Annotated in this window: 18 protein-coding genes; 11 read left to right on the top strand and 7 right to left on the bottom strand. The window is 51.8% G+C overall.

The window, feature by feature from the left end; genetic code table 11:
* Positions 1 to 232: 232 nt before the first annotated feature.
* The 3 genes from ACTUJZ_RS12640 to ACTUJZ_RS12630 all read left to right on the top strand — a co-directional run bounded on the left by ACTUJZ_RS12640 (position 233) and on the right by ACTUJZ_RS12630 (position 2,523).
* Positions 233 to 1,276 carry a LacI family DNA-binding transcriptional regulator gene (locus tag ACTUJZ_RS12640; RefSeq protein ID WP_463636688.1) on the top strand — a complete coding sequence of 348 codons (1,044 nt, stop codon included), beginning with the start codon at positions 233 to 235 and terminating at the stop codon, positions 1,274 to 1,276.
* A 1-nt stretch (position 1,277) separates the two neighbouring features.
* Positions 1,278 to 2,132, top strand: coding sequence for a TIM barrel protein (locus tag ACTUJZ_RS12635; protein WP_463636687.1), 855 nt, complete (start codon positions 1,278 to 1,280; stop codon positions 2,130 to 2,132).
* A gap of 67 nt (positions 2,133 to 2,199) precedes the next feature.
* Positions 2,200 to 2,523, top strand: a complete 324-nt coding sequence (locus ACTUJZ_RS12630) for a DUF3392 family protein (protein WP_463636686.1) — start codon at positions 2,200 to 2,202, stop codon at positions 2,521 to 2,523.
* A gap of 55 nt (positions 2,524 to 2,578) precedes the next feature.
* On the opposite strand, the gene acnA is transcribed toward ACTUJZ_RS12630, so the two are convergent.
* From acnA to ACTUJZ_RS12615, 3 genes are all read right to left on the bottom strand, one after another.
* On the bottom strand, positions 2,579 to 5,293 hold the full coding sequence (acnA, locus tag ACTUJZ_RS12625) for an aconitate hydratase AcnA (protein ID WP_463636685.1): 2,715 nt from the start codon (positions 5,291 to 5,293) through the stop codon (positions 2,579 to 2,581).
* 215 nt (positions 5,294 to 5,508) lie between these two features.
* Entirely contained in the window at positions 5,509 to 7,887 is a 2,379-nt protein-coding gene (locus ACTUJZ_RS12620; protein ID WP_463636684.1) for a carbohydrate binding family 9 domain-containing protein, read from the bottom strand.
* Positions 7,888 to 8,051: 164 nt separating this feature from the next.
* Complete coding sequence (locus ACTUJZ_RS12615; RefSeq protein ID WP_463636683.1) at positions 8,052 to 10,325, bottom strand: TonB-dependent receptor; 2,274 nt, start codon at positions 10,323 to 10,325, stop codon at positions 8,052 to 8,054.
* Between the two features lie 184 nt (positions 10,326 to 10,509).
* Here ACTUJZ_RS12615 and ACTUJZ_RS12610 point away from each other — a divergent pair, with 184 nt between their 5' ends.
* Positions 10,510 to 11,193, top strand: coding sequence for a haloacid dehalogenase type II (locus ACTUJZ_RS12610; RefSeq protein WP_463636682.1), 684 nt, complete (start codon positions 10,510 to 10,512; stop codon positions 11,191 to 11,193).
* A 15-nt stretch (positions 11,194 to 11,208) separates the two neighbouring features.
* Here the strand turns inward: ACTUJZ_RS12610 and ACTUJZ_RS12605 are convergent, their stop codons facing one another.
* The gene (locus ACTUJZ_RS12605; protein ID WP_463636681.1) at positions 11,209 to 12,297 is read right to left on the bottom strand and encodes a Gfo/Idh/MocA family protein; all 1,089 of its coding nucleotides are present in this window, start codon (positions 12,295 to 12,297) and stop codon (positions 11,209 to 11,211) included.
* 218 nt (positions 12,298 to 12,515) lie between these two features.
* On the opposite strand from ACTUJZ_RS12605, the gene ACTUJZ_RS12600 reads away from it, so the two are divergent.
* The 3 genes from ACTUJZ_RS12600 (at position 12,516) to ACTUJZ_RS12590 (ending at position 15,829) form a co-directional block, all read left to right on the top strand.
* Entirely contained in the window at positions 12,516 to 14,135 is a 1,620-nt protein-coding gene (locus ACTUJZ_RS12600) for a methyl-accepting chemotaxis protein (protein WP_463636680.1), read from the top strand.
* 159 nt (positions 14,136 to 14,294) lie between these two features.
* A complete protein-coding gene (locus ACTUJZ_RS12595; RefSeq protein ID WP_463636679.1) occupies positions 14,295 to 15,419 on the top strand; it encodes a porin in 1,125 nt (374 codons plus the stop codon).
* Between the two features lie 11 nt (positions 15,420 to 15,430).
* Positions 15,431 to 15,829, top strand: coding sequence for a phosphate ABC transporter substrate-binding protein (locus ACTUJZ_RS12590; protein ID WP_463636678.1), 399 nt, complete (start codon positions 15,431 to 15,433; stop codon positions 15,827 to 15,829).
* Positions 15,830 to 15,879: 50 nt separating this feature from the next.
* Here the strand turns inward: ACTUJZ_RS12590 and ACTUJZ_RS12585 are convergent, their stop codons facing one another.
* The gene (locus ACTUJZ_RS12585) at positions 15,880 to 16,875 is read right to left on the bottom strand and encodes an aldo/keto reductase (RefSeq protein WP_463636677.1); all 996 of its coding nucleotides are present in this window, start codon (positions 16,873 to 16,875) and stop codon (positions 15,880 to 15,882) included.
* 176 nt (positions 16,876 to 17,051) lie between these two features.
* On the opposite strand from ACTUJZ_RS12585, the gene ACTUJZ_RS12580 reads away from it, so the two are divergent.
* The 3 genes from ACTUJZ_RS12580 to ACTUJZ_RS12570 all read left to right on the top strand — a co-directional run bounded on the left by ACTUJZ_RS12580 (position 17,052) and on the right by ACTUJZ_RS12570 (position 18,784).
* On the top strand, positions 17,052 to 17,366 hold the full coding sequence (locus ACTUJZ_RS12580) for a DMT family transporter (protein ID WP_463636676.1): 315 nt from the start codon (positions 17,052 to 17,054) through the stop codon (positions 17,364 to 17,366).
* 185 nt (positions 17,367 to 17,551) lie between these two features.
* Positions 17,552 to 17,905 carry a copper resistance CopC family protein gene (locus tag ACTUJZ_RS12575; RefSeq protein WP_463636675.1) on the top strand — a complete coding sequence of 118 codons (354 nt, stop codon included), beginning with the start codon at positions 17,552 to 17,554 and terminating at the stop codon, positions 17,903 to 17,905.
* 9 nt (positions 17,906 to 17,914) lie between these two features.
* Entirely contained in the window at positions 17,915 to 18,784 is an 870-nt protein-coding gene (locus tag ACTUJZ_RS12570; protein WP_463636674.1) for a copper resistance D family protein, read from the top strand.
* A gap of 100 nt (positions 18,785 to 18,884) precedes the next feature.
* Here ACTUJZ_RS12570 and ACTUJZ_RS12565 read toward each other — a convergent pair whose 3' ends face one another.
* On the bottom strand, positions 18,885 to 19,616 hold the full coding sequence (locus ACTUJZ_RS12565) for a MauE/DoxX family redox-associated membrane protein (RefSeq protein WP_463636673.1): 732 nt from the start codon (positions 19,614 to 19,616) through the stop codon (positions 18,885 to 18,887).
* A 10-nt stretch (positions 19,617 to 19,626) separates the two neighbouring features.
* Complete coding sequence (locus tag ACTUJZ_RS12560) at positions 19,627 to 20,142, bottom strand: DUF305 domain-containing protein (RefSeq protein WP_463636672.1); 516 nt, start codon at positions 20,140 to 20,142, stop codon at positions 19,627 to 19,629.
* A gap of 122 nt (positions 20,143 to 20,264) precedes the next feature.
* Here ACTUJZ_RS12560 and ACTUJZ_RS12555 point away from each other — a divergent pair, with 122 nt between their 5' ends.
* A complete protein-coding gene (locus tag ACTUJZ_RS12555) occupies positions 20,265 to 20,660 on the top strand; it encodes an ion channel (protein WP_463636671.1) in 396 nt (131 codons plus the stop codon).
* The last annotated feature ends 97 nt before the right edge of the window (positions 20,661 to 20,757 follow it).

The following is a 20,757-nucleotide window of genomic DNA, read 5'->3' as shown; positions in this document are numbered from 1 at the left end:
GTTAAAGCTTAGATAACAAATAAAGCCGTAAAAGCCTGCTATCTGGCTGATAACAACGATTTTTTGGATTGACCCAACGCCAGTTTTGACTAAAATGTTAACGGTTACATTTTTTCAACACGTCTCCTGCCCGTTGCGGGGATTACGTAAATCAGCCTGTAGCCGTCAGGTTCACCTGCAGGATCAAGCAAAAAAATTTGGCCGCTGCGGCCGCTATGAGGGTGTGATTATCATGGCCACAATCAGAGAAGTTGCCGAGCTGGCCGGTGTGTCGGTGGCCACAGTGTCGCGTGCACTACAGCAACCCCAGCGAGTGTCGCCCAAAACCCGCCATCGCGTGATGGAAGCGGTGAGCAGCACCGGATATAAACCCAATCTGATGGCTGTGAAGTTTCGCTCGGGCAAAACCCACACTCTGGTAGTGCTGGTGCCCACGGTGGCCAATGTGTTTTTTGCCCGGGTGATTGATGGCCTGCAGGAAGCCGCCAAGGCCCGCGGCTATACCTTGTTACTGGGCAACACCCAGGGCAATCCGCGGCTGGAGGAAGATTATGCCAAGATGGTTCAGACTGCCCAGGCTGATGGCCTGATCCAATTGCGCGCGCATAATCCCTTCGCCCCCCCCCAGGCGCAGGTCAATACGCCTGCCAGGCCCACAAGTGGCCTGCTGCCCATGGTCAATGCGTGTGAAGTGTTGCCCAGTGAGCACTACCCGACGGTCAGCCTGGATAACCGGGCCGCAGCGCGCAGTATGACAGAACATTTATTGCACCTTGGCCATACCCGTATCGGGGTGATTCAGGGCCCTACCGCCAGCCCATTGACCCAGCAGCGTCTGGCCGGCTATCAGGATGCCCTGGCTACCGCCGGCGTAATCTTTGATGCCAGTTTGCTGGTGGATGGCGACTTTACCCTTAAAGCCGGGTATCAGGCGGCCCAGCGTTTGCTACAACAGGCCAACCGCCCCACCGCGCTATTTTGCGAAAATGATGAAACCGCCATGGGCGCCCTGCAGGCGGTCAAACAGGCTGGGTTACGGATCCCGCAAGATATCTCGGTGGCCGGTTTTGACGATATTGCTTTTGCAGCATATTGCGATCCGCCGCTGACCACCATTGCCCAGCCGGCGGAACAATTTGGTCAGACCGCAGTGGCACTGTTGCTGGATGTGCTGGAGGGCAAGATCACCCAGGCTCCCAAAGTGACTGTGCCTTACGAGCTTATTGTGCGGGCCAGTACCGGCCCGGCCCCGATTACTGCTGACTCAGGAGAATGATATGTCGTTACCGCTGAACCGCCGCCGTTTTTTACAAGCCAGTGCCACGCTGGCTGCCTGTAGTGCCCTGCCATGGCCAGCGCTGGCCAGCCAGTCCACTGCGCTTCAGCCAGGCCTGCAGTTATACACCTTACGCGACTGGATGGCGGTGAGTGTGCCGGGCACCTTGCAACTGGTGGCGGGCGTCGGCTACACGCAGGTGGAATTTGCCGGCTATTATTCTCATTCACCACAACAGATTCGCCGCTATCTGGACGACTATGGCTTAAGCGCCCCTGCCGCGCACATGCCGTTAACCGCTTTTGAAGACAGTGTGCAGCAGGTGATTGATACCGCCGGCACCATCGGCCATCAGTATGTGGTGATCCCCTATCTAACCGATGCCCAGCGCGGCGATAACATTGATGTGTACAAACGCCTGGCCGACAAGATGAATCACTGGGGTGAGGCCTGTCAGCAAGCCGGGCTCACCCTGGGCTATCACAATCATGATTTTGAGTTTTTACGCACCAGCGGCGAGCTACCGTTTGATGTGCTGCTAAACAACACCAACCCCGACACTGTGACCTTTGAAATGGATTTGTACTGGATGGCCAAAGCCGGTCAGGATCCGCTGGCCTATTTTGACCGCTACCCTGGCCGTTTCGCCTTATTCCATGTTAAAGATATGGACAAAGAAGGAGCCTTTGCCGATGTGGGCAGCGGTACCATCGATTTTGCCCGCACTCTGACTAAAGCCCACCAGGCTGGCTTGCGCTATCCTTTTGTGGAGCGCGATCAGACTCAGGATAAGCTAGCCACCATCCAGCAAGGGTATCAGGCATTAAGCCAGTTGCTGGCAGCGAATAAAAGCTGACGAAGGCCCGCCAGGTGATTACACTGGCGGGATTTTGCTATCTGGCACGTGTAGAGGAGTCCTGCCCATGATAGAGCTGTTGGCTGCCCTGACCCGCGGGTTGGCACCCTATTTTTCGCAAATGAGTCTGATGCTGGTCGCCACCATTTTGGTGGTGTATGGCGATGTTATCAATCAGGCAGTCAAACAACTGCTGCGGCCCTGCCATTTTTTACTGCGGGTCAGTTTATTTGTGCTGTTGTGCGCCTTTGGCTATGGGGCCCTGACCCTGTACGGAGCGCCTTTTTTGCTGCACCTGGTAAAGTTTTTTCCCGGCTATCTGCAAGGGCTGGTCTTTGTCAGCGCATTTTTACTGATTGGCATTCTGGCCGAACGCCGCCGTTATTTATGATCAAACTAGGCACAAAAAAAGCTCCCGCAGGAGCTTTTTTTAACTGAAGCCAGGCTTAGCCTTTTTTCAGGTATTCGCGGATCACATAATGCAGGATGCCGCCATGCTCGAAATAGGTAAATTCGTTGGCAGTATCAATACGCACATCGGCAAAAAACTCGGTCGTTTCGCCCGAATCGCGCATCATCACTACCTTCACCTCTTTGGTATCCCGCGATACTGACTGGATAGAGAAGGTTTCATCACCGCGGATCCCTACTGAGTCAGCACTTTCACCCTCTTTGAACTGCAGCGGCAAGATGCCCATGCCAATCAGGTTAGAACGGTGAATACGCTCGTAGCTTTCGGCAATCACCGCTTTGATACCCAGTAAAGCCGGACCTTTGGCAGCCCAGTCGCGGCTAGAACCCGTACCGTATTCTTTACCGCCCACCACAATCGCCGGCACTTTATCGTCGCGGTATTTCATCGCAGCAGCAAAGATCGACATCTCTTCACCGCTGGGGTAGTGGGTGGTGGCACTGCCGGTAGTCCCCGGAGCCAGCTGGTTTTTCAGCCGCACATTGGCAAAGGTTCCGCGCATCATCACTTCATGGTTGCCGCGCCGCGAACCGTAGGAGTTAAAGTGTTTAGGCTCTACGCCCTGCTCCTGCAGATACTGGCCTGCCGGGCTGTCCGGGTCAATCGCCCCAGCCGGTGAAATATGGTCGGTGGTGATGGAATCGCCGACCTTGACCAGGCAGCGGGCATCTTCAATCGCTGACAACGCCGCCGGTTCCTCACCCATTTCAAAGAAAAACGGCGGCTGTTTGATATAAGTCGATTCTGGCCATTCGTACACCGAAGTGGTCGATACATCCAGCGAGTTCCAGATATCATTGCCTTTAAACACATCAGCATATTTTTGTTTAAATAGCTCACCGGTTACAAATTTTTGCACCAGTGCTTCTATCTCACTTTTTTCCGGCCAAATGTCTTTCAAATACACCGGCTTGCCGTTGTTATCTTTGCCCAGAGGCTCGGTGGTAATATCAATATTCATATTACCGGCCAGCGCATAGGCCACCACTAGCGGCGGTGAGGCCAGATAATTGGCTGCCACATCCGGGTGGATCCGTCCTTCAAAGTTGCGGTTACCGGATAATACCGAGGTCACCGTCAGTTTGGCGTCATTTACCGCGCGCTGAATTTCATCCGGCAACGGCCCGGAGTTACCAATACAGGTAGTACAGCCATAGCCCACCAGGTTAAAGCCCAGCTCGCGTAGCGGATCCATCAAGCCGGCATCTTCTAAATACTGGGTCACTACCTGTGAACCTGGCGCCAGTGAAGTTTTTACCCAGGGTTTGCTGACCAGCCCCAGCTCCACGGCTTTTTTGGCCACCAGCCCGGCACCGATGAGCACCGAGGGGTTGGAGGTATTAGTACAGCTGGTGATAGCGGCAATTACAATCGCGCCATCGCGCAGATTGAATTTTTCACCATGAAATTCTACATACGAATCGTGGTTTTCATCCACCTCGGACATATCACCGCCTTCCGAGACAAATTTGGCGTCTTCTTCCACCACTTTGACGTCAATCTGCTTGCTGTGCCATTCTTTAAATGCACTGGCAGCCTGATCCAGCGGGATCCGGTCCTGCGGCCGTTTGGGTCCGGCCAGCGACGGTACCACTTCGCTCAAATCCAGCTCGAGCGTTTCGTGGTATTCGGCATCTTTGGTGGTGTCGTCGTGCCACAAAGACGCACTCTTGGCATACTGCTCTACCAGATCGATCTGCGCCTGGTCACGACCGGTGAGTTTCAGATACTGCAGCGCCACATCATCGATGGGGAAAATTCCGCAGGTAGCGCCGTATTCAGGTGCCATATTGGAAATGGTGGCACGGTCTGCGGTGGTCAGGTGTTTTAAGCCTGGGCCATAAAATTCGACAAATTTACCCACCACGCCATGTTTACGCAGCTGTTCGGTGATGGTCAGCACCATATCGGTGGCGGTCACGCCCGGGTTGAGCTCGCCAGACAAGCGAAAGCCCACAACGCGTGGTGCCAGCATGGTCACCGGCTGGCCCAGCATGGCGGCTTCGGCTTCGATGCCGCCTACGCCCCAGCCTAAGATGCCTAAGCCGTTGATCATAGTGGTATGCGAATCTGTGCCTACCAGGGTGTCCGGGTAGACCATGGTTTCACCATCCACTTCTTTGGTGAAAGCGCAGCGTGCCAGATATTCCAGGTTTACCTGATGCACAATGCCGCGACCCGGCGGTACTACTTTAAAATTATCAAACGACGACTGGCCCCATTTTAAAAACTGATAGCGCTCTTTATTACGTTCAATTTCAATATCGGTATTTTTCTCATACGAATCCTCTGAGCCAAAATAATCCACCATTACCGAGTGGTCGATGACCAGTTCCACTGGGTTTAACGGGTTAATGGACTGGGCATCGCCGCCCAGTTTATTAACCGCATCGCGCATGGCCGCCAAATCCACAATCGCCGGCACCCCGGTAAAATCCTGCAGAATCACCCGCGCCGGTACAAACGAAATCTCATGCTGGCTACTGTCGCTCACATCCCATTTGGCAATGGTTTCAATGTCTTTGCTGCTGACAAACTCTTCATTTTCGTGGCGAATTAAGTTTTCCAGCAAGATTTTCATACAAAACGGCAGGCGGGATAAATCATGTTTTTCGCTAATTTTGTCAAAGCTGATTGATTTATAGCTTTTGTCGTTAACGGTTACGTTTGCAAATGATTGATATTTCACGCGTTCACCATCCTTAAGTTTGTGACCTGGCAGCATTTCCGGGCACGCCGGGGCCGCAGGCGGTGGGCAAGTATGTAGTGCTTTCATACGCCAAAGTGCTGAAAAAAAGTTCATCCTGCGGCGGACAAAGCCATAACTTTTCTAAAGATAAAAGCAGCGCGGGCGCTCAAAGAGGGGCATGGCGGCGGGTAAACCAGCCGCCGAACAAGGCTCGGCTAGCGCAACCAGGCGTAGCTGAATTTCATGAAGACGGATTTGTTGGTTTCGGTCAGGTCGGTAAGCTGGCCCTGCTCGACCGCACCGCTGGCTACGCCCACAAAAAACTTGGTCAGCGGGTTCAGTTTATATGAATACAACAGCTGCCCGCTGACACTGCGGTTTTGCGCTTCTACGGCAAAGCTGTAGTTACCCGGATTACGGGTCACGTTGGAATAGGCCACGATCAGGCGTACAAACTGGCGGGCATCAAACTGGTAGGTCATGCGCACATCGGTTAAGCGCGCGGTAAACAGCGGCTGATCGGCTACGTCCAGATCACTGAAGGTATGGGTCAGGCGAATTTGGGCGTGGCGGCCCAGATTCATATCCAGCTCGGTTTCGCTGTACAGCTGCTCACCTAAACGATTATTAGCAAAGTCAATCTGGTCGCCCACTTCCAAAAACTGGCTGACGTAGACATACGGATTCGGCCGGGCTTCCATATATAGCCGGTGGGTGACCTCATCAAAGCGATCGGTGTTGCCGGCGATAGTCAGCACCGACGGATCAAAGCGCAGGCCGACGCGTTCGCGCTGGGTACGGCCAATTTCGAAAAAAGACTGGTAAGTACCGCGGATACTGGCAAACATTTCCACTTCGCGCTCAATCAGCTCACCGGCATCATTGTGGGTAATGTCCCAGTCGCCATTGACCCGTATGCGGTTCCACCAGCTATTATCATTCCACCACATATAACCACCACCAACGATGGACTTATGAAAATCCACTTTGGTTTCAAAACCTAAATCCGCGCGAAAATCGGCATCATTGGCAAAATGATCCGCCCGTACAAACCAGTCTTCCTGTTCGTGCAGATAGTTAACGCGCCAGGCGCTACCACCAAAGTTCTCATCCTGATTGGTGCGTAAGGCAGTTTCGCTGAAGTCCTCGCTGGCCTGGCAGCTATCGCGGCAAAAATCTTCAAACAACTCGGTCGGATATTCGGTATCAGAATAGACCCACTGCGCGCGCAGCGTATCCTGGCCGGTCAGCCGGTATTTCATGTCGAACCCGCTCACATAGTTATGATAATTGTCGGCCTGACGCAGGGTCGACACCCAGCCAATGGAAAAGTCCTGGTTGTAATCATAGCGGTAACGCAGCGCTGCATTATTGGAATCGGTGGCCAGCGTGGCGACGCTGGAGCCTAAGTTACCCGGTACAATGAAGCGGGCCAGATTATCGTCAGCGGCAAACACGCCAAAAGTGTGCTGGCCGACCTGACCGGTCAGCTTGGCGCCAACATCCGGTGCATTGATATTACGGGTGTACACCAGATTCTGGTTGGTGGAAAAATAGCCGGCATTTTCCACAAAGAACGGCCGGCGCTCATCAAAATACAGCGAAAAGGTGTTGTTGATACTGACCTGGGCAACATCTGCCTCTACCTGGGAAAAATCCGGGTTCAGAGTGGCTTGCAGCGATACCTGCGGGGTGATCCCCCAGGTCACATCCACCCCGGCCTCGGCGGTGGTATCATGCTGCCAGTTCGCCCCGGGCACCGGTGCGCGTTGCTCGCTGCGGCCCAGCACCAGGGTAGGCACCAGCGCCAGGTTATTGCCCTGGGTGGCATCATCAAAACCGGCCACCTCGCCCATCTGGCATAACACACAGGCGTTGTCGCGATCATACGGCAGATTGGACAAACGCAGGCGATCCTCACGCGGGTAAAAACGCACAAACTCGGCGCCCCACACTTTGTTTTTGCTGCTCTCATCAAAATTCATGGCGCGTAGCGGAATGGCGATTTCCACCACATAGCCGGTTTCCGTAATCTGACCGGCAGAATCCCAGATAGCATTCCAGCTGTCAGTTTCCTCACCAGTCATCTCATTTTCGATGGCATCCGCCTGCACGCCAAACGGATTGACAAAAAACTGGTAAGCCAGCCGCTCGTTATTGAAGGTATCCAGCTTGATCCCTACCAAATCGTTGCTCCAGATTTGGTCGCGGTCGCGAAAAAACGCACTGATGGCCCCGGGGTTGGGATCAGAAGCAATAAACGCGACATACAGGGTCTCCCCGTCTTCAAACACCGCAACTTCGGTGGTGACCGGTGCAGCAGTGTTGTTAAACGGTTGGGTCACAAAGTCCAGGGTAAAGGTATTGGCCTGTTGCCATTGCGGCTCGTCCAGCCGGGCATTAATGGTGACCGGCCCGCTGGCAGACGGAATAAAAATCTGCTTGTTTTGCGCCGACGCAAACGGTGTAACATCCGATTGCTGGGGCACTTCATCACTTTGCTGGGTGTCGTTATTGGGTGTGTCTGTGGCTGGTTGGGGCGCAGCCATGGCCCCCATCGCCAGCATCAGTAGCATGGCAACAAAAAACCGCATAGTCGAAAACCTGTTGTGAGAATATTGTTATTTTTGTGCTACCAGTATGACAGAAGTTACTGAGCAGCCGGCGGTTTCACGATAAAGCCAAGAATCCCTGCGATAAGAGCCAAAACAAAAAAGGCACCCGAAGGTGCCTTTGTTAACATCAAACTCGTGCGGGCTTAGTACAAATCAAATGATTTGCTGAAGCGCACACCAAATTCGCTGCGGTCGTTACTGCGAACAATCCCTACATAACCATTCTGGGCCAGGCGGCCCTGGTCATAGATTTCGTTGAACACATTTTTGCCGTACAGGCTCACCGACCAGTCACCGGCTGCCGGCTCGTAAGATACATTAAAGCCAACCAGTTCACGTGAATCAATGGTTTCATTAGGATTAAACACCGACTGGCCCTGCATGTCGGCGCGGTATGAAAAGTCCACGCTGGCTGTCAGCAGGCCGCCATCACTCAGATCGTGATAATAAGTCGGTGCCACCATAATGGTCCACTCGGGTGACAGTGCCGGCGCATCCCCCTCACCAATGCCAACCACACCGTCATCCAGTTGGGTGATTTCAGCATCCAGATAACCTACCGATGAGCGCACCACAAAGTTGTCGGTCACATCCACAGTCAGCTCCAGCTCCACACCCTGCGAGCGTGATTCACCGGCGTTTTCGACGATGGTAACAAAGCCACCACCGGCCAGCGGGTCGGAAAACGGCAGCGCCAGGTCGGTGTAATCGGTAACAAAGAACGCTGACATAAAGGTGACACGTTCGGCGATCCGGCCTTTAAAGCCCACTTCGTAGTTAAGCGCAGTGGTTTCGTCAAACGACACAAACTGCGCCGCGCCGCCAAATGGCCGTGGCGGGAAGCCACCAGTCTGATAGCCTTTTTGAACTGCCAGGTACATGTTCAGGTCGTCGGTCAGCGCATAGCCGGCGTTAACGTCCCAGGTCATTTCACTAAAGTCGGCAGTGCGGAAAGCACGCTCGGCAAATGATGGGAACATGGCATTTGCGTCTTTTTCATCACGCGAATAACGCAGACCACCACCCACATCCAGCTTATCGGTCAGGCTGTACGAAACGTTGGCATAGGCGGCATAGGCTTTGGTTTCCTGGTTAATATCAAAGTAACCATAGTCACCACAAAATCCACATACCGAGCTCACCGGCGTGCCGTCGTTCAAACGGCCATTAGGCACATTAAACGGGCTGAAGGTCCAGGGGCCAGACGCCGTGGTGCCTTCTTCGGTGAAATAATACAGGCCGGAAACAAAATCAAATTTGTCGAAGGTCCCGTTAACCTGCAGCTCCAGGGTGGTTTGGTCTGCATCACCGGTTTCCGGGAATTCAGACAGATTCAGCGCAGTGGCATCATCATCCAGGCCGCCGGTATACTCAGACGAGCGGGTGCTGGCAATAAACTTCACATCAAGATTGGCGTTGGCTGCCCACAGTGCGGTCATCGCCGCGCCCCAACCAGAATAAGAGGTCGACTCAATGCCGGCTACATTGGTGGCCAAATCATCCGGGTTCTCCGGCAACAGGCCAGGCTCCAGCAGGTAAAATTCACCGTCGCCGATAGAAAATTCAGTAGGGCCGCCGGGAATAAATTCGATGGTATAAGGCGACTGACCGGCTTCGTTTTCCACAAAGTCAGCAGCGACCGTAACAGAAAAGTCACGGCTGAACTCATACTTGGCAGCCAGACGACCGCTGTATTCATTTTCTTCACCGATTTCGCGCTCTGGATTTTCCAGATTGATGGCGGTACCTACGCCGTCACGCTGTTTAAAAGACGCGGTGCCCGACAGGCTAAACGCATCAGTGACATCTTTGTTCACATAGATATCGGTAGCCAGACGACCACGGGTACCCGCTTTGGCATTGACTGTGGCAATATCCTGCGCTCCTGGCGCCTTGGTGATAATATTGACCGCACCGCCTAAGGTGTTACGCCCGTACAGGGTGCCCTGCGGGCCACGCAATACTTCAACCCGCTGAATGTTTGGCAGCGACATATTGGCGCCCATCTGGCGGCCCAGGTAGACACCGTCTAAGTACACACCCACGCCCGGATCGGTGGTGATGATGTGATCCTGCAAGCCAATACCACGAATAAACACCGAAGCATGACCACTGTTACCTGCACCATAGCGAGTGATATTCAGGTTGGGAACATACTTGCCCACATCATCCAGATTGGTCACATTGGTGTCGTCAATCAGGCCTTCACCGATAGAAGACACGGCTGTCGGGGTTTCATAGATACTTTCGGTACGCTTACGTGCGGTTACCATGATCTTTTCAACGTCTTCAGGAGTGGCCTGTTCGGTTGTTTGAGCCTGGCTGGTTGCCGGGAGCAGTGCGGCAGAGACCGCGACAGTGAGAGCTGATAAACGCGCAGGGCTAAAAGTTCGCAACATAAGCGAATGAAGTGACATGCTATTCTCCGTCTGGATGTGCTTGAGGTACTAATGTACAGGACTTGTACAGATTTGCGCACGATACGCAGTTCGGGCGGCGAGTATACATTAGTTTTATCTTTTATAAAGTGAATTTTGTCATCAGGGTGACACCACCTAGGTTTAGCTGTAACGTCACCTTGCCACCCAGGAGATTACGCCTATGCCCAACACTGCCTCGCTGACCACATTGTTTTTTGATGTTAACGAAACCCTGTTGGATTTGTCCGCCGCCAAGCCGGCGATTGCCGCGGCGCTAAATGATAATGAGCAGCTGGTGCCGGTGTGGTTTGCTCAGCTGCTGCACCATTCACTGGTGGATGGCGCCACCGGGCAGTATCATGATTTTGGCCAGATCGGCGCAGCCGCGCTGGTGATGGTGGCCCATAGCCAGGGGATCCAACTAAGCCAGGATGAAGCCGCCGATATTATTGGCCCGGCCATGACCTCGCTGCCGGCTCATGATGAGGTTGAAGCGGCGCTTAAACGGCTAAAGCAGGCTGGTTTCACATTGGTGGCGTTTTCTAATTCGGCCGAAGCCGCGCTGCACAAACAGCTACGTCATGCCGGTCTGAAAAGCTATTTTGATACCGTGCTCAGTGTGTCGACCATGAAGCAATACAAGCCGTTTCCGGAGGTGTACCAGTGGGCAGTAAAAACCATGAATCAGGACACCCACCAGTGCATGATGGTGGCAGCCCATGGCTGGGATGTGAGCGGCGCCAAAGCCGCCGGGCTCACCACCGCGTTTATCGAACGCCCGGGTAAGATGATGTATCCGCTGGGCCTGCAGCCTGACTATTCTGTGCCTGACCTGACCGCGCTGGCCGACACTTTGGGCGCCTAAGCTGTAGGTAACGCCTTACTCCCCTAGCTGGATCCTGTTACCGGTGCGCGCCGCCGCGAAGATTGCATTGACGATACGAATGTCAGCCAGCCCTTCAGCACCGGTTACTAGCGCCGGACCGCTGCCTAAGATAGCCTGGGCATCGTTATCCATTTGCAGGGTCTGCTGCATCATCGCAATGGGTGCCAGGGTTTTTCCTTTACTGGTGGTGCCGGTGACGCCGGTATAGCGTTGCATGGGTTTAAGCTGGTACCAGCCTTCTTCGCATTGCACTTTGAGTCGGTTAAAGCCTTTGACCACACTGGTGCCACAGTCCGCTGTCACGCCATTGCCAAAGTCCATGGTAAAGTAAGTGGTGGCATCGACTTCTTTAAACACCTCAGGATGGCTATTAGCATGGCGGCCGGTTACCGCAACGGGCTCTTTACCCGTCATAAAGCGCGCACCATTGATGGCGTATACGCCCATATCATACAGCGCTCCACCGCCCATTTCTTTTTGCATGCGCCAGTTTGACTGCGGCCGGCCGCTACCGGCATACCCGGCAAAACTGTCGATGCCGGTAATCGCCCCAAATGGCTGGCTGTGCTGATATTCAGCAAACGTGCGGGTATTGGGTTCGTGCTGCATACGATAACCAATCGCCAGCTTGACCTTATTTTTGTCACACGCGTCGATGATAGCCTGGCATTCGGCCTCATTCATGGCCATGGGTTTTTCACACCACACATGCTTGCCGGCATTGGCTGCCTGCACTGCAAACTTTTTGTGGGTACCGGTGGGGGTGACCACATAGATGATATCGATATCATCGTTATCGGCAATCTTATCCATGGTGTCATAGGAATACACATTGGCATCTTTGATTCCGTACTCTTGCTGCCACTGCGGTACTTTTTCCGAGCTCCCGGTGATGATGCCGCGCAGTTCGCAATACTGGGTATGCTGTAAAGCGGGCGCCAGCTGGCCGCGGCTGTAATTTCCCAGCCCCAGCAGCGCCACACCCAGTTTTTTGGTGGGTGCTGCCTGTGACCACACCGGGCGGCTGGCAGCTAACAGAAGGCCTGAGCCGGCCAGGCGGATAAAATCTCGACGGTCAAGCATGGCTTCCGATCCTATTGCGAAGGCTAAGACTACTTGTACGCCAGGTAGTAGCCGATGATCAGGCGGCGGCAGTTTTTTTGGCTATACGCCTAAAGTTTCATAGAGTTGGAGGCGATAACCTCGCTAATATACTCTGCAAAGCGTACGCACCTTATTGGCCGGCGTAGCCAAAATCCAGCAGTCAACGCTGGGTTGTTGTTTGTTGTAAGGATTGTGACATGAAGTTCCTGCTAAACCTTTCCATTGCCAAGAAGATCTTTTTAATTCCAATTATCGGCACAGTGAGCTTTTTGCTGTTTGTCACCATCAACAGCGCCATTTCGGTGCAAAATGCCAGCCAGCTGCAAACTGCTAAGCAGGTGGACTTTCCGGCGCTGCAATTAAGTGCTACTGCGTTGGTAGCCATGGAAAGCGTGCGCGATACGCTGGCCAGTGCGGTCACCACCGGTGACAGCGAAGCATTGCAACAAGCAGATGCTGCAGCGGATGTAACCCGTCAAAGCTTGCAGCAAATTCAAAGTACCGACCCTAAGCTGGCAACAGAAATCAGCGCCATGCTCAAAGAGTTCAGCGCCTATTACACACTGGCCAGTCAAATCACCACCTCGATGCTCGATGGCAGCGCTGACTTTAGTACCCTGAATGACAAGTTAGAACAGATGAATACCCGCTATGATGCGGTTACCAATCATTTGCAGCAGTTTAAGCAAGCCCGTGCCAGTGCATTTGATGCCGCCTTTGCAGATTACAACAATGGCCAGCAGTTTTTACTGTATCTGGGCATTGTGATGGCGCTGGTCACCACGGTGATTTTGTTTGCCACTGCCTGGCCGATTGTGGCGCAGATCCGTGGAAACCTGAACCGCGTGGTGCAGTCGCTGCGCAACATTGCCGAAGAAAATGGCGATTTAACCGTGCGCATTCAAACCGATGCCAAGGATGAAGTGGGTGACCTGGTGCACTACTTCAACAGCTTTATGGCGCGCCTGCAAAATGTGGTGAAAGATATTGTCGAGACCACCCTGCCTTTGTCGGCGCTGGCTCAGAATCTTAACACCCTGACCAGCGATACCAACCGCGCCATTGCCGACCAGCAAGCCTCTGCCACCAGCGCCAAAAGTGCAGTGGATGAAATGAATAATTCGGTGGCGATGATTGCCAGCCATGCCGCTGAAGCGTCCACCGCAGCCAACCAGGCCACCGACGCGGCCAGCCAGGGTAAGCAGGTAGTCGGGCAGACTGTGGTGAGTATCCAAAGCCTGGCCCGTAATGTTGATGAAACTGCCGAGGTGATTGCCAAGCTGGAAAATGATTCTAACCAGGTGGGTGTGGTATTGGATGTGATCAAAGGCATCGCCGAGCAAACCAATTTGCTGGCGCTGAATGCCGCGATCGAAGCTGCCCGGGCTGGTGAACAGGGTCGCGGCTTTGCAGTAGTGGCCGATGAGGTGCGCACGCTGGCATCTCGTACTCAGCAATCCACCGAAGAGATCCAACACACCATCGAACGGCTGCAAAGTGCCGCGCAATCAGCAGTGACCGTGATGAACAAAGGCAATGAGCAGGCCCGCACCAGTGTGGAAGCCGCCAACAGTGCTGGCCAGAGCTTAGATTCTATCTCACAGACCATTAGCCAAATCAGTCAGATGAATGCGCAGATAGCTCAATCCACCGAATCGCAACAAACCACATCAAGAAATATTGTGGGCAGCGTGGAATCAATTTTTCAGCGCAGCGAACAAACCAGTAAAAACTCCCAGCAACTGGCCAGTGCCAGCACCGACCTGGCCGGATTGGCCACCAAACTGGAAGGCATCGCCCGCCAGTTTCGGGTGTAACCAAAAGCCGGTCAGGCCACTGTGCGCCTGACCGTTTTTTCGAGTATATAAATCCATACCTTACTATAACTACCAGCATCAATATTCAACTTATGGATCATGGCTTTATTAGCCATATCGACTACCATGGCGGTCGATTTTAAATTGCTTGGATTTGCCATGAAATTGTCTTCATTTTCCTGTCTTTCGATGGGCCTGGCGTTGTCATTCAACAGCGTAGCCGACATTCAGTTTAGCGGCTTTGGAACCTTGGCCGGTGGGGTACTCACCGACAGCAATACTGAGGTACGCAATTACACCGATTCAGAACTGGATTTCAAAACCGGCTCCTTTTTTGCCCTGCAGGCCTATTCTGATTTACAAGATGGTTTGTCTGCCACCGCTCAGGTTCGCGCCCGTGGCGTAGATGACTGGGACCCTGAATTTACCTGGGCCTATCTATCTTATGAAGTACAGCCAAGCTGGCGTATTCAGGTGGGCCGCCAGCGTATTCCTATTTATCTGTACTCAGATTATCTGGATGTATCCTACGCCTATCACTGGATTGCCCCTCCCACCGAAGTATATCAATCAACCTTTGACAGCATTGATGGCATTGGCACCATCCATGATTTTGCTATCGGCGATGCCATGGTTAATTTGCGTTTTTACTATGGTCAGGAAAACACCACCCGGGCTGATGGTGTCGAGTTTGATGTCGATAAAGTGATGAGCGCAGTAGCCAGCGTCAACTATGGCTGGTGGACCTTCCGCTCAACCTACTTAAGTGCCGAGCTGACCGCCGATTTGGGCCTGGGTCCGCTAACCCAGCCCTGGTCGCAAACCCCGTTTGGTTATATTGCTGACGAACTGGAAATCAAAAATGATGATCTGGAAGGCCTGGAATTTGGTGTGATCTTTGACAACCAGGACTGGTTGTTTGTAGCCGAATATATTCCTGCCAGCCTGGATAACACCATTGTGGGCGACCTGGAGCCTTGGATGGTATCTGTGGGTAAGCGTTTTGACAGTGTCATGCTGCACGGCACCTTTGGCCACAACAAAACAGAAACCGCGGTCGATTTAGCCGGTATTCCACGTGGTGCCAGCATGCCGCTGGATATGCTGATTGCCACCACCGAGCAGGTGCTGAAATCGCGCACCCGCGACACACCGTTTTACACTGTAGGCGCGCGCTGGGATTTTCATGATTCAGCTGCATTTAAAGCCGAATATACCCAGTCTGAACAAGCCGATGGCAGTGGTGCCGGCCTGTTCCAGGTTGCCCTGGTCACCGTTTTTTAAGGAGTTTCCGAATGACATTTCGTTCGTTATGTAAAGCGGCTGGCCTGGGTGCCATGCTTATGACCGCTATGCCGGCCCTGGCCGATGTAGCAGTGATTGTGAGTAAATCTAATGCTGCCAGTTTAAGCCAGCAGGATGTCAGCCAAATTTATCTGGGTAAAAATAAAGCGTTAACCCCGTTGTTAAGTGATGGTGGCGCGGCTGATGAGTTTGTTGAAAAAGCGTTGTCTCGCTCACCCAGCCAGTACAAAGCTTACTGGGCCAAGCTAGCCTTTACCGGTGGTGGTCGCCCGCCAGCCAGCCACAGTGCTGCAGAGGTAGTCAGTAAAGTGGCCGGCAGTGCCGACCTGATTGGTGTGGTGGATGCCGCGGCTGTCACCCCGGATGTGAAGGTGCTGCTGACTCTGTAATTAACAGACCGGCTGTTACCGAACAAAAAAGGAGCCTGAAGGCTCCTTTTTTATATCTGACCACGAATGTGTGGCTTGACCTGCTGCTGATAAAAGTCAGCCAGCTGTTGATGCAGTGATTTGTCCAGCGGCTCAAGGCTGGCCACCTGCACATTTTGCGACACTTGATCGGCTTTACTGGCACCGGGAATAACAGAGGATACCGCCGGATGGTCCAATATCCAGCGCAAGGCCAACTGCGCCAGCAGCATGTCGTCAGGTTTGTACTGGCTGCCTAATGCAGAAGCCAGTTCAGCGCCTTTGGCCAATGGCAAGCCACTGAAGGTTTCGCCCACATTGAATTGTTCACCATCGCGGTTAAAGCGGCGGTGGTCGTCTTTAGCAAATTCGCTGTCCGCTGAAAATTTGCCGGATAACAGCCCGCTGGCCAGCGGCACCCGGGCAATGATCCCCACCTCGTTTTCTGACGCCTGGTCAAACAATTCATCCACCGCATCCTGGCGAAACAGATTAAAGATAAGCTGTAGTGAGGTCACCTGACTGTGTTGCAGGCACAAGCGCGCTTCATCCAAGGTTTCGACACTGGCCCCATAATGACTGATAAGTCCTTCCAGTTTCAGCTCTTCCAGCCAGTCAAAAATGTGCCGCTGCGCCAGTATGTCGGAGGGCACACAATGTAGCTGCAGCAAATCCAATCGGTCGCGTTCCAGCCGGTCTTGGGAACGCAAGACAGATTCGCGCATACTGTTAAACGAATAGCCATCCGGATACACACTTTGCGCCCGGCCATATTTGGTGGCAATCACCACATCATGTTGATGCGCGGTATACTGGCCCAAAAAGCGCTCACTCTGGCCACTGCCATACACATCGGCGGTATCAAAAAAACGTATTCCTTCATCCAGAGCACGGTTAAGAATGGCCGCAGCAGTGTCATCGCTGAGCTCGCCAAAATCGCCGCCCAATTGCCAGCAACCTAAGCCCACCTCACTTACCTGCAATCCTGAATGCCCCAGCTGACGCTTGGGTAACCGTGTGCCTGCCATGAAACCTACTCTGTTAATTTGTGATAACCCAGTGATACGCCACCCACTCGAATAAGTTCGCCGCTGGTCTGCGCTTTTGTACCTGTCGTGCATGTGCCGCTATCTGGCGCGTAAGGCTATTGCCCGTCGGGCCATCCACGGTATGCTGTGGTTATGGTTACAACAGCGGAGCATTTATGAGCTGGGTATTATTGATTATGGCGGGTTTTTTAGAAATTGGCTGGCCGGTGGGCCTGAAAATGGCGCAAAGCCCGGATACCCGCATTTCAGGCATCGTGATTGCTGTGGTGTTTATGGTGGCCAGCGGCGTATTGTTGTACCTGGCCCAGCGCCAGATCCCCATCGGCACCGCCTATGCCGTGTGGACCGGTATCGGCGCTGCCGGGACTTTTTTAGTGGGCGTACTGTTTTATCAGGACCCCGCCAACTTTTTACGCTTTTGTGGCGTGGCGTTGATTGTAGGTGGCGTAGTACTGCTTAAAGTGGCCTGACCATGTATCTGCACATTCGCCCTGCCCTGTTTACTTGCCGTACAGAACGTATGACTTTTTGTAAAACACTGCTGTATTGCAGCATTCATAGTAAACTTTCCTGCCAGGGTTATGTGAAATGATGCGTCTATCTGTATCTTGGACGCAGATCATTGCTTTATGTTAATAATAAAAGGAAGAAAAATATGAAATCGATTGTGGTAATAGCATTTATGCTCGCTATAGTTACTGCTTCTCCAGTGTTTGCTCATGGAAATACTGGTTTGGAAAGCAGTACTCCGGCAAAAAATGCGATGTTGATGAGTGCCCCAGAAACTTTGGAACTCAAATTCAGTCAGCCATTACGCTTAATCAAAGTGATATTAACTGGCGAACAGTCAGGTCAGATTGATACGGGCTTCACACCTTCAATGGATAAACAAGCAACATTTTCCCAACAACTTCCCAATCTAGGGCCGGATTCGTACTCAGTGGAATGGATAGCAATGGCTCAAGATGGCCACAAACTCAAAGGCTCTTTTTCTTTTATGGTGCACTGAGCATAACTGGTGGATGTTTATTTCTGGAAAATCGCAATTTCCATAACAAAGTTTTTCTTTTACCTGGGCGTTGTGGGCATTGCGATGTATTCGTTCTGGGGCACTCGATTTTTAAGCCAACGAGACAAATTTCCAGGGTCTGTTAACTTTTTTGCCGCAATAATGTGGCTGTCGCTTGTGGCTTCAGTGGGCTGGTTCATTGCTAAGACAGGCTCCTTTTCAGAAAGTGGGCTCGCCGGTGCGTTTGACCCTTTTATGCTGCAACTGATGTGGGATTCGCCTGTCGGTGAGGTCTCTCGCACAAGAATTATCAGCTGTGCTCTTGCACTCCTCTGCTTGCTTGGTTGGACTAAAGGTAAATTAAGCCGACAAGCCTTCAGAGGTTGCTTGTTTGCGGTGTTTTGCATTGCTGTATACAGTTTTACCCTTGCCGGTCATTTTTCTACCCAGGGTTGGGTGGCAAAAATCATATTGTGCCTTCATGTGGCGGGAATGGCGTGGTGGTTCGGTGCATTAATCCCGTTAACCGTAGACCTTGCGAGCCCCCAGGCGGGTAAACATATGTCAGCATTTGGAAAACAAGCCAGTTATGTGGTTCCAGCTATGCTAGGGATAGGGCTGTTTATGGCCACTCTAATGATCGAAAGCTGGCATCAACTTGTTACGGCAAATTATGGACTTGTTCTATTAGGAAAAATGGCCACGGTTATATTGCTTTTGGTGGTAGCTGCGCGTCACAAATGGTGGCTCGTTCCCAAGCTTAAGAAAGGTGATGGTCACAAGGCTATGCAAATCTCACTGATATTTGAACTTATCATTGCCGGTTTGCTGTTAGCTATTACCGCTGCTCTTACCAGTATAGTCAGTCCTCCAGGTTAATAAATATGGCGATGCTCCTACAGGCTGTAAGCGTACCTGCAGGAACCCTCGCCACTTATCAGGGTATAAAACTGGCGGCTGTACTGGGGTCGCTGCAACTCTACATAAACAACATGATCAGCGCGCCGGCGATCATAAACAGGTTTTCTGACAGGGACACAAAGCCAAGGGGAACATTACTGTCACCGCCTACACATGCACATTTAAGTTCACGCTTGTCGATGTATACCGCTTTAAATACCGAAATAGCTCCAACCGTGCCGATAAATAAGGAAAACGGCGCAACTGCCAGCGCCGGTAGTTGAGCCACCATGCCGACCCCGGCATAAGCTTCTACAAATGGATAGATATAGCCGTATCTTACCCACCGCATTGCAAGCAAATCATAAGTGATAAAAGAGTTGGTAAAGCTATATAAATCCTTAAGCTTTTGTACTGCAAGCAATGTCATTGAGAATGCAATAAACAGCATCAGTGACCGAATAGACAGGTAGTCTCCTGATACATAAAACTGTACCGCCCAGCTAAGCAAAGCCGCTACCGCAAAGATAGCTATAACCGGCGTATAGGTAGTGCCTGTTTGCCCGGCCTCACCTTTATTAAAATAAGCCCGCAAATCGTCATAGCCGCCGATCCGTTCATTGTTAATAAAAGTTTGCGGTGTAGTTTCAACCCCATGCTTATCTTTGAACTTGTCCGTTTCCGCGCGGGTGGTCAAATGGTGATCTTCAACATCGTAGCCCTCGCGCTCCAGTAAATCCTTTGATCTAAGGCCGTAAGGACAGATATGTTCGTCAGTCACCATTCTATAAAGAACTGCTTTTTTACTCATATCAGAACTCCTAATTCAATTGCTTGCCGCTAAGGTTAGGTATGGGGCGCTGTTGCGCTTCGTCCTTTGACGTTACTTTTCCATTTTTGTTGATATCTTCTATCAACCACTCCATTTCTTTGATTTCTTTCTCCTGAGCCTTGATAATTTCATTGGCTAACTTTCTTACCCTTACATCTTCGATATTTGCCCGCTTACTGGTAAGAATGGCTATAGAATGATGAGGTATCATCGCTTTCATATAAGCAGTATCAGAGATTGTAACTTGTGAGCGAACCAGATAGAGGCACCCGGCAAACACAGCAAGCCCCCCAAGAAATATCGCTGCGTTAAGTTTTTTATTGGCATACATTCCCAGCATAAATGTCAGCATAATGACTGCCATAGCGGCGCCCATATACAATGCCATGTAGCCTCGGGTTTCGCTGAACCATATATGAGAAGTTTCATAGGTATTCAGGTACATCATGATGTACATAGCAATTGTCGACGCAATGATCATTGCTGCAAATTTAGAATACTTCATTTGTAATCCTTACTCGTGGTACATGAATCTATGAAAGATTCACTCAAATAAACACCCACAGGGTTAAATCATCGTAACAGTGTGTCTAAAGTTCAATTTTTGTACCAACCAAAAGGGTGTGTATGGGAATCTCGATTGTTATAGCATTGGTTACAGTTGTACTCGGAGTGTGCGTTCATCTTTTCAATCTAGCGGTTTTAGCAGAGACATTGATTAAAAGAATTGAAAAATCGTGGGCAAAAACCCAGACAATCGTAGTCATTGCAATATTAAGTCAGATTTCGGTAGCGGCCCTGTTCAGTGGAAGCTATCTGCTGGCAATTGATTTGGGTTTGGGGGAATTCAGTAAGCCTGCAACGCTAGTAGAAGTCTTTTATTTTTCACTAACAACTATTACTACCTTAGGGATTGGCGTAATGGAGCCGGAAAGTCATTTGAGGCTGATCGCAGGTATCGAGTCTGCAACCGGTTTTCTGTTAATCAGTTGCTCTGCATCAAAAATGTTTAAAACAATGTGATGCAGGAGCAAGCTCATTCGCATTTAGTGGTGACGTTTATTTGTCCGCTCCTTGCCCACTTCAGACATACTCCCACTGTGACTATTTTCAGCGTGAT

It is taken from the genome of Alteromonas sp. WD8-37, from assembly GCF_055326825.1.
Note: the sequence above shows the minus strand (reverse complement) of the source record. Positions and strands in the feature narration are given on the sequence as shown.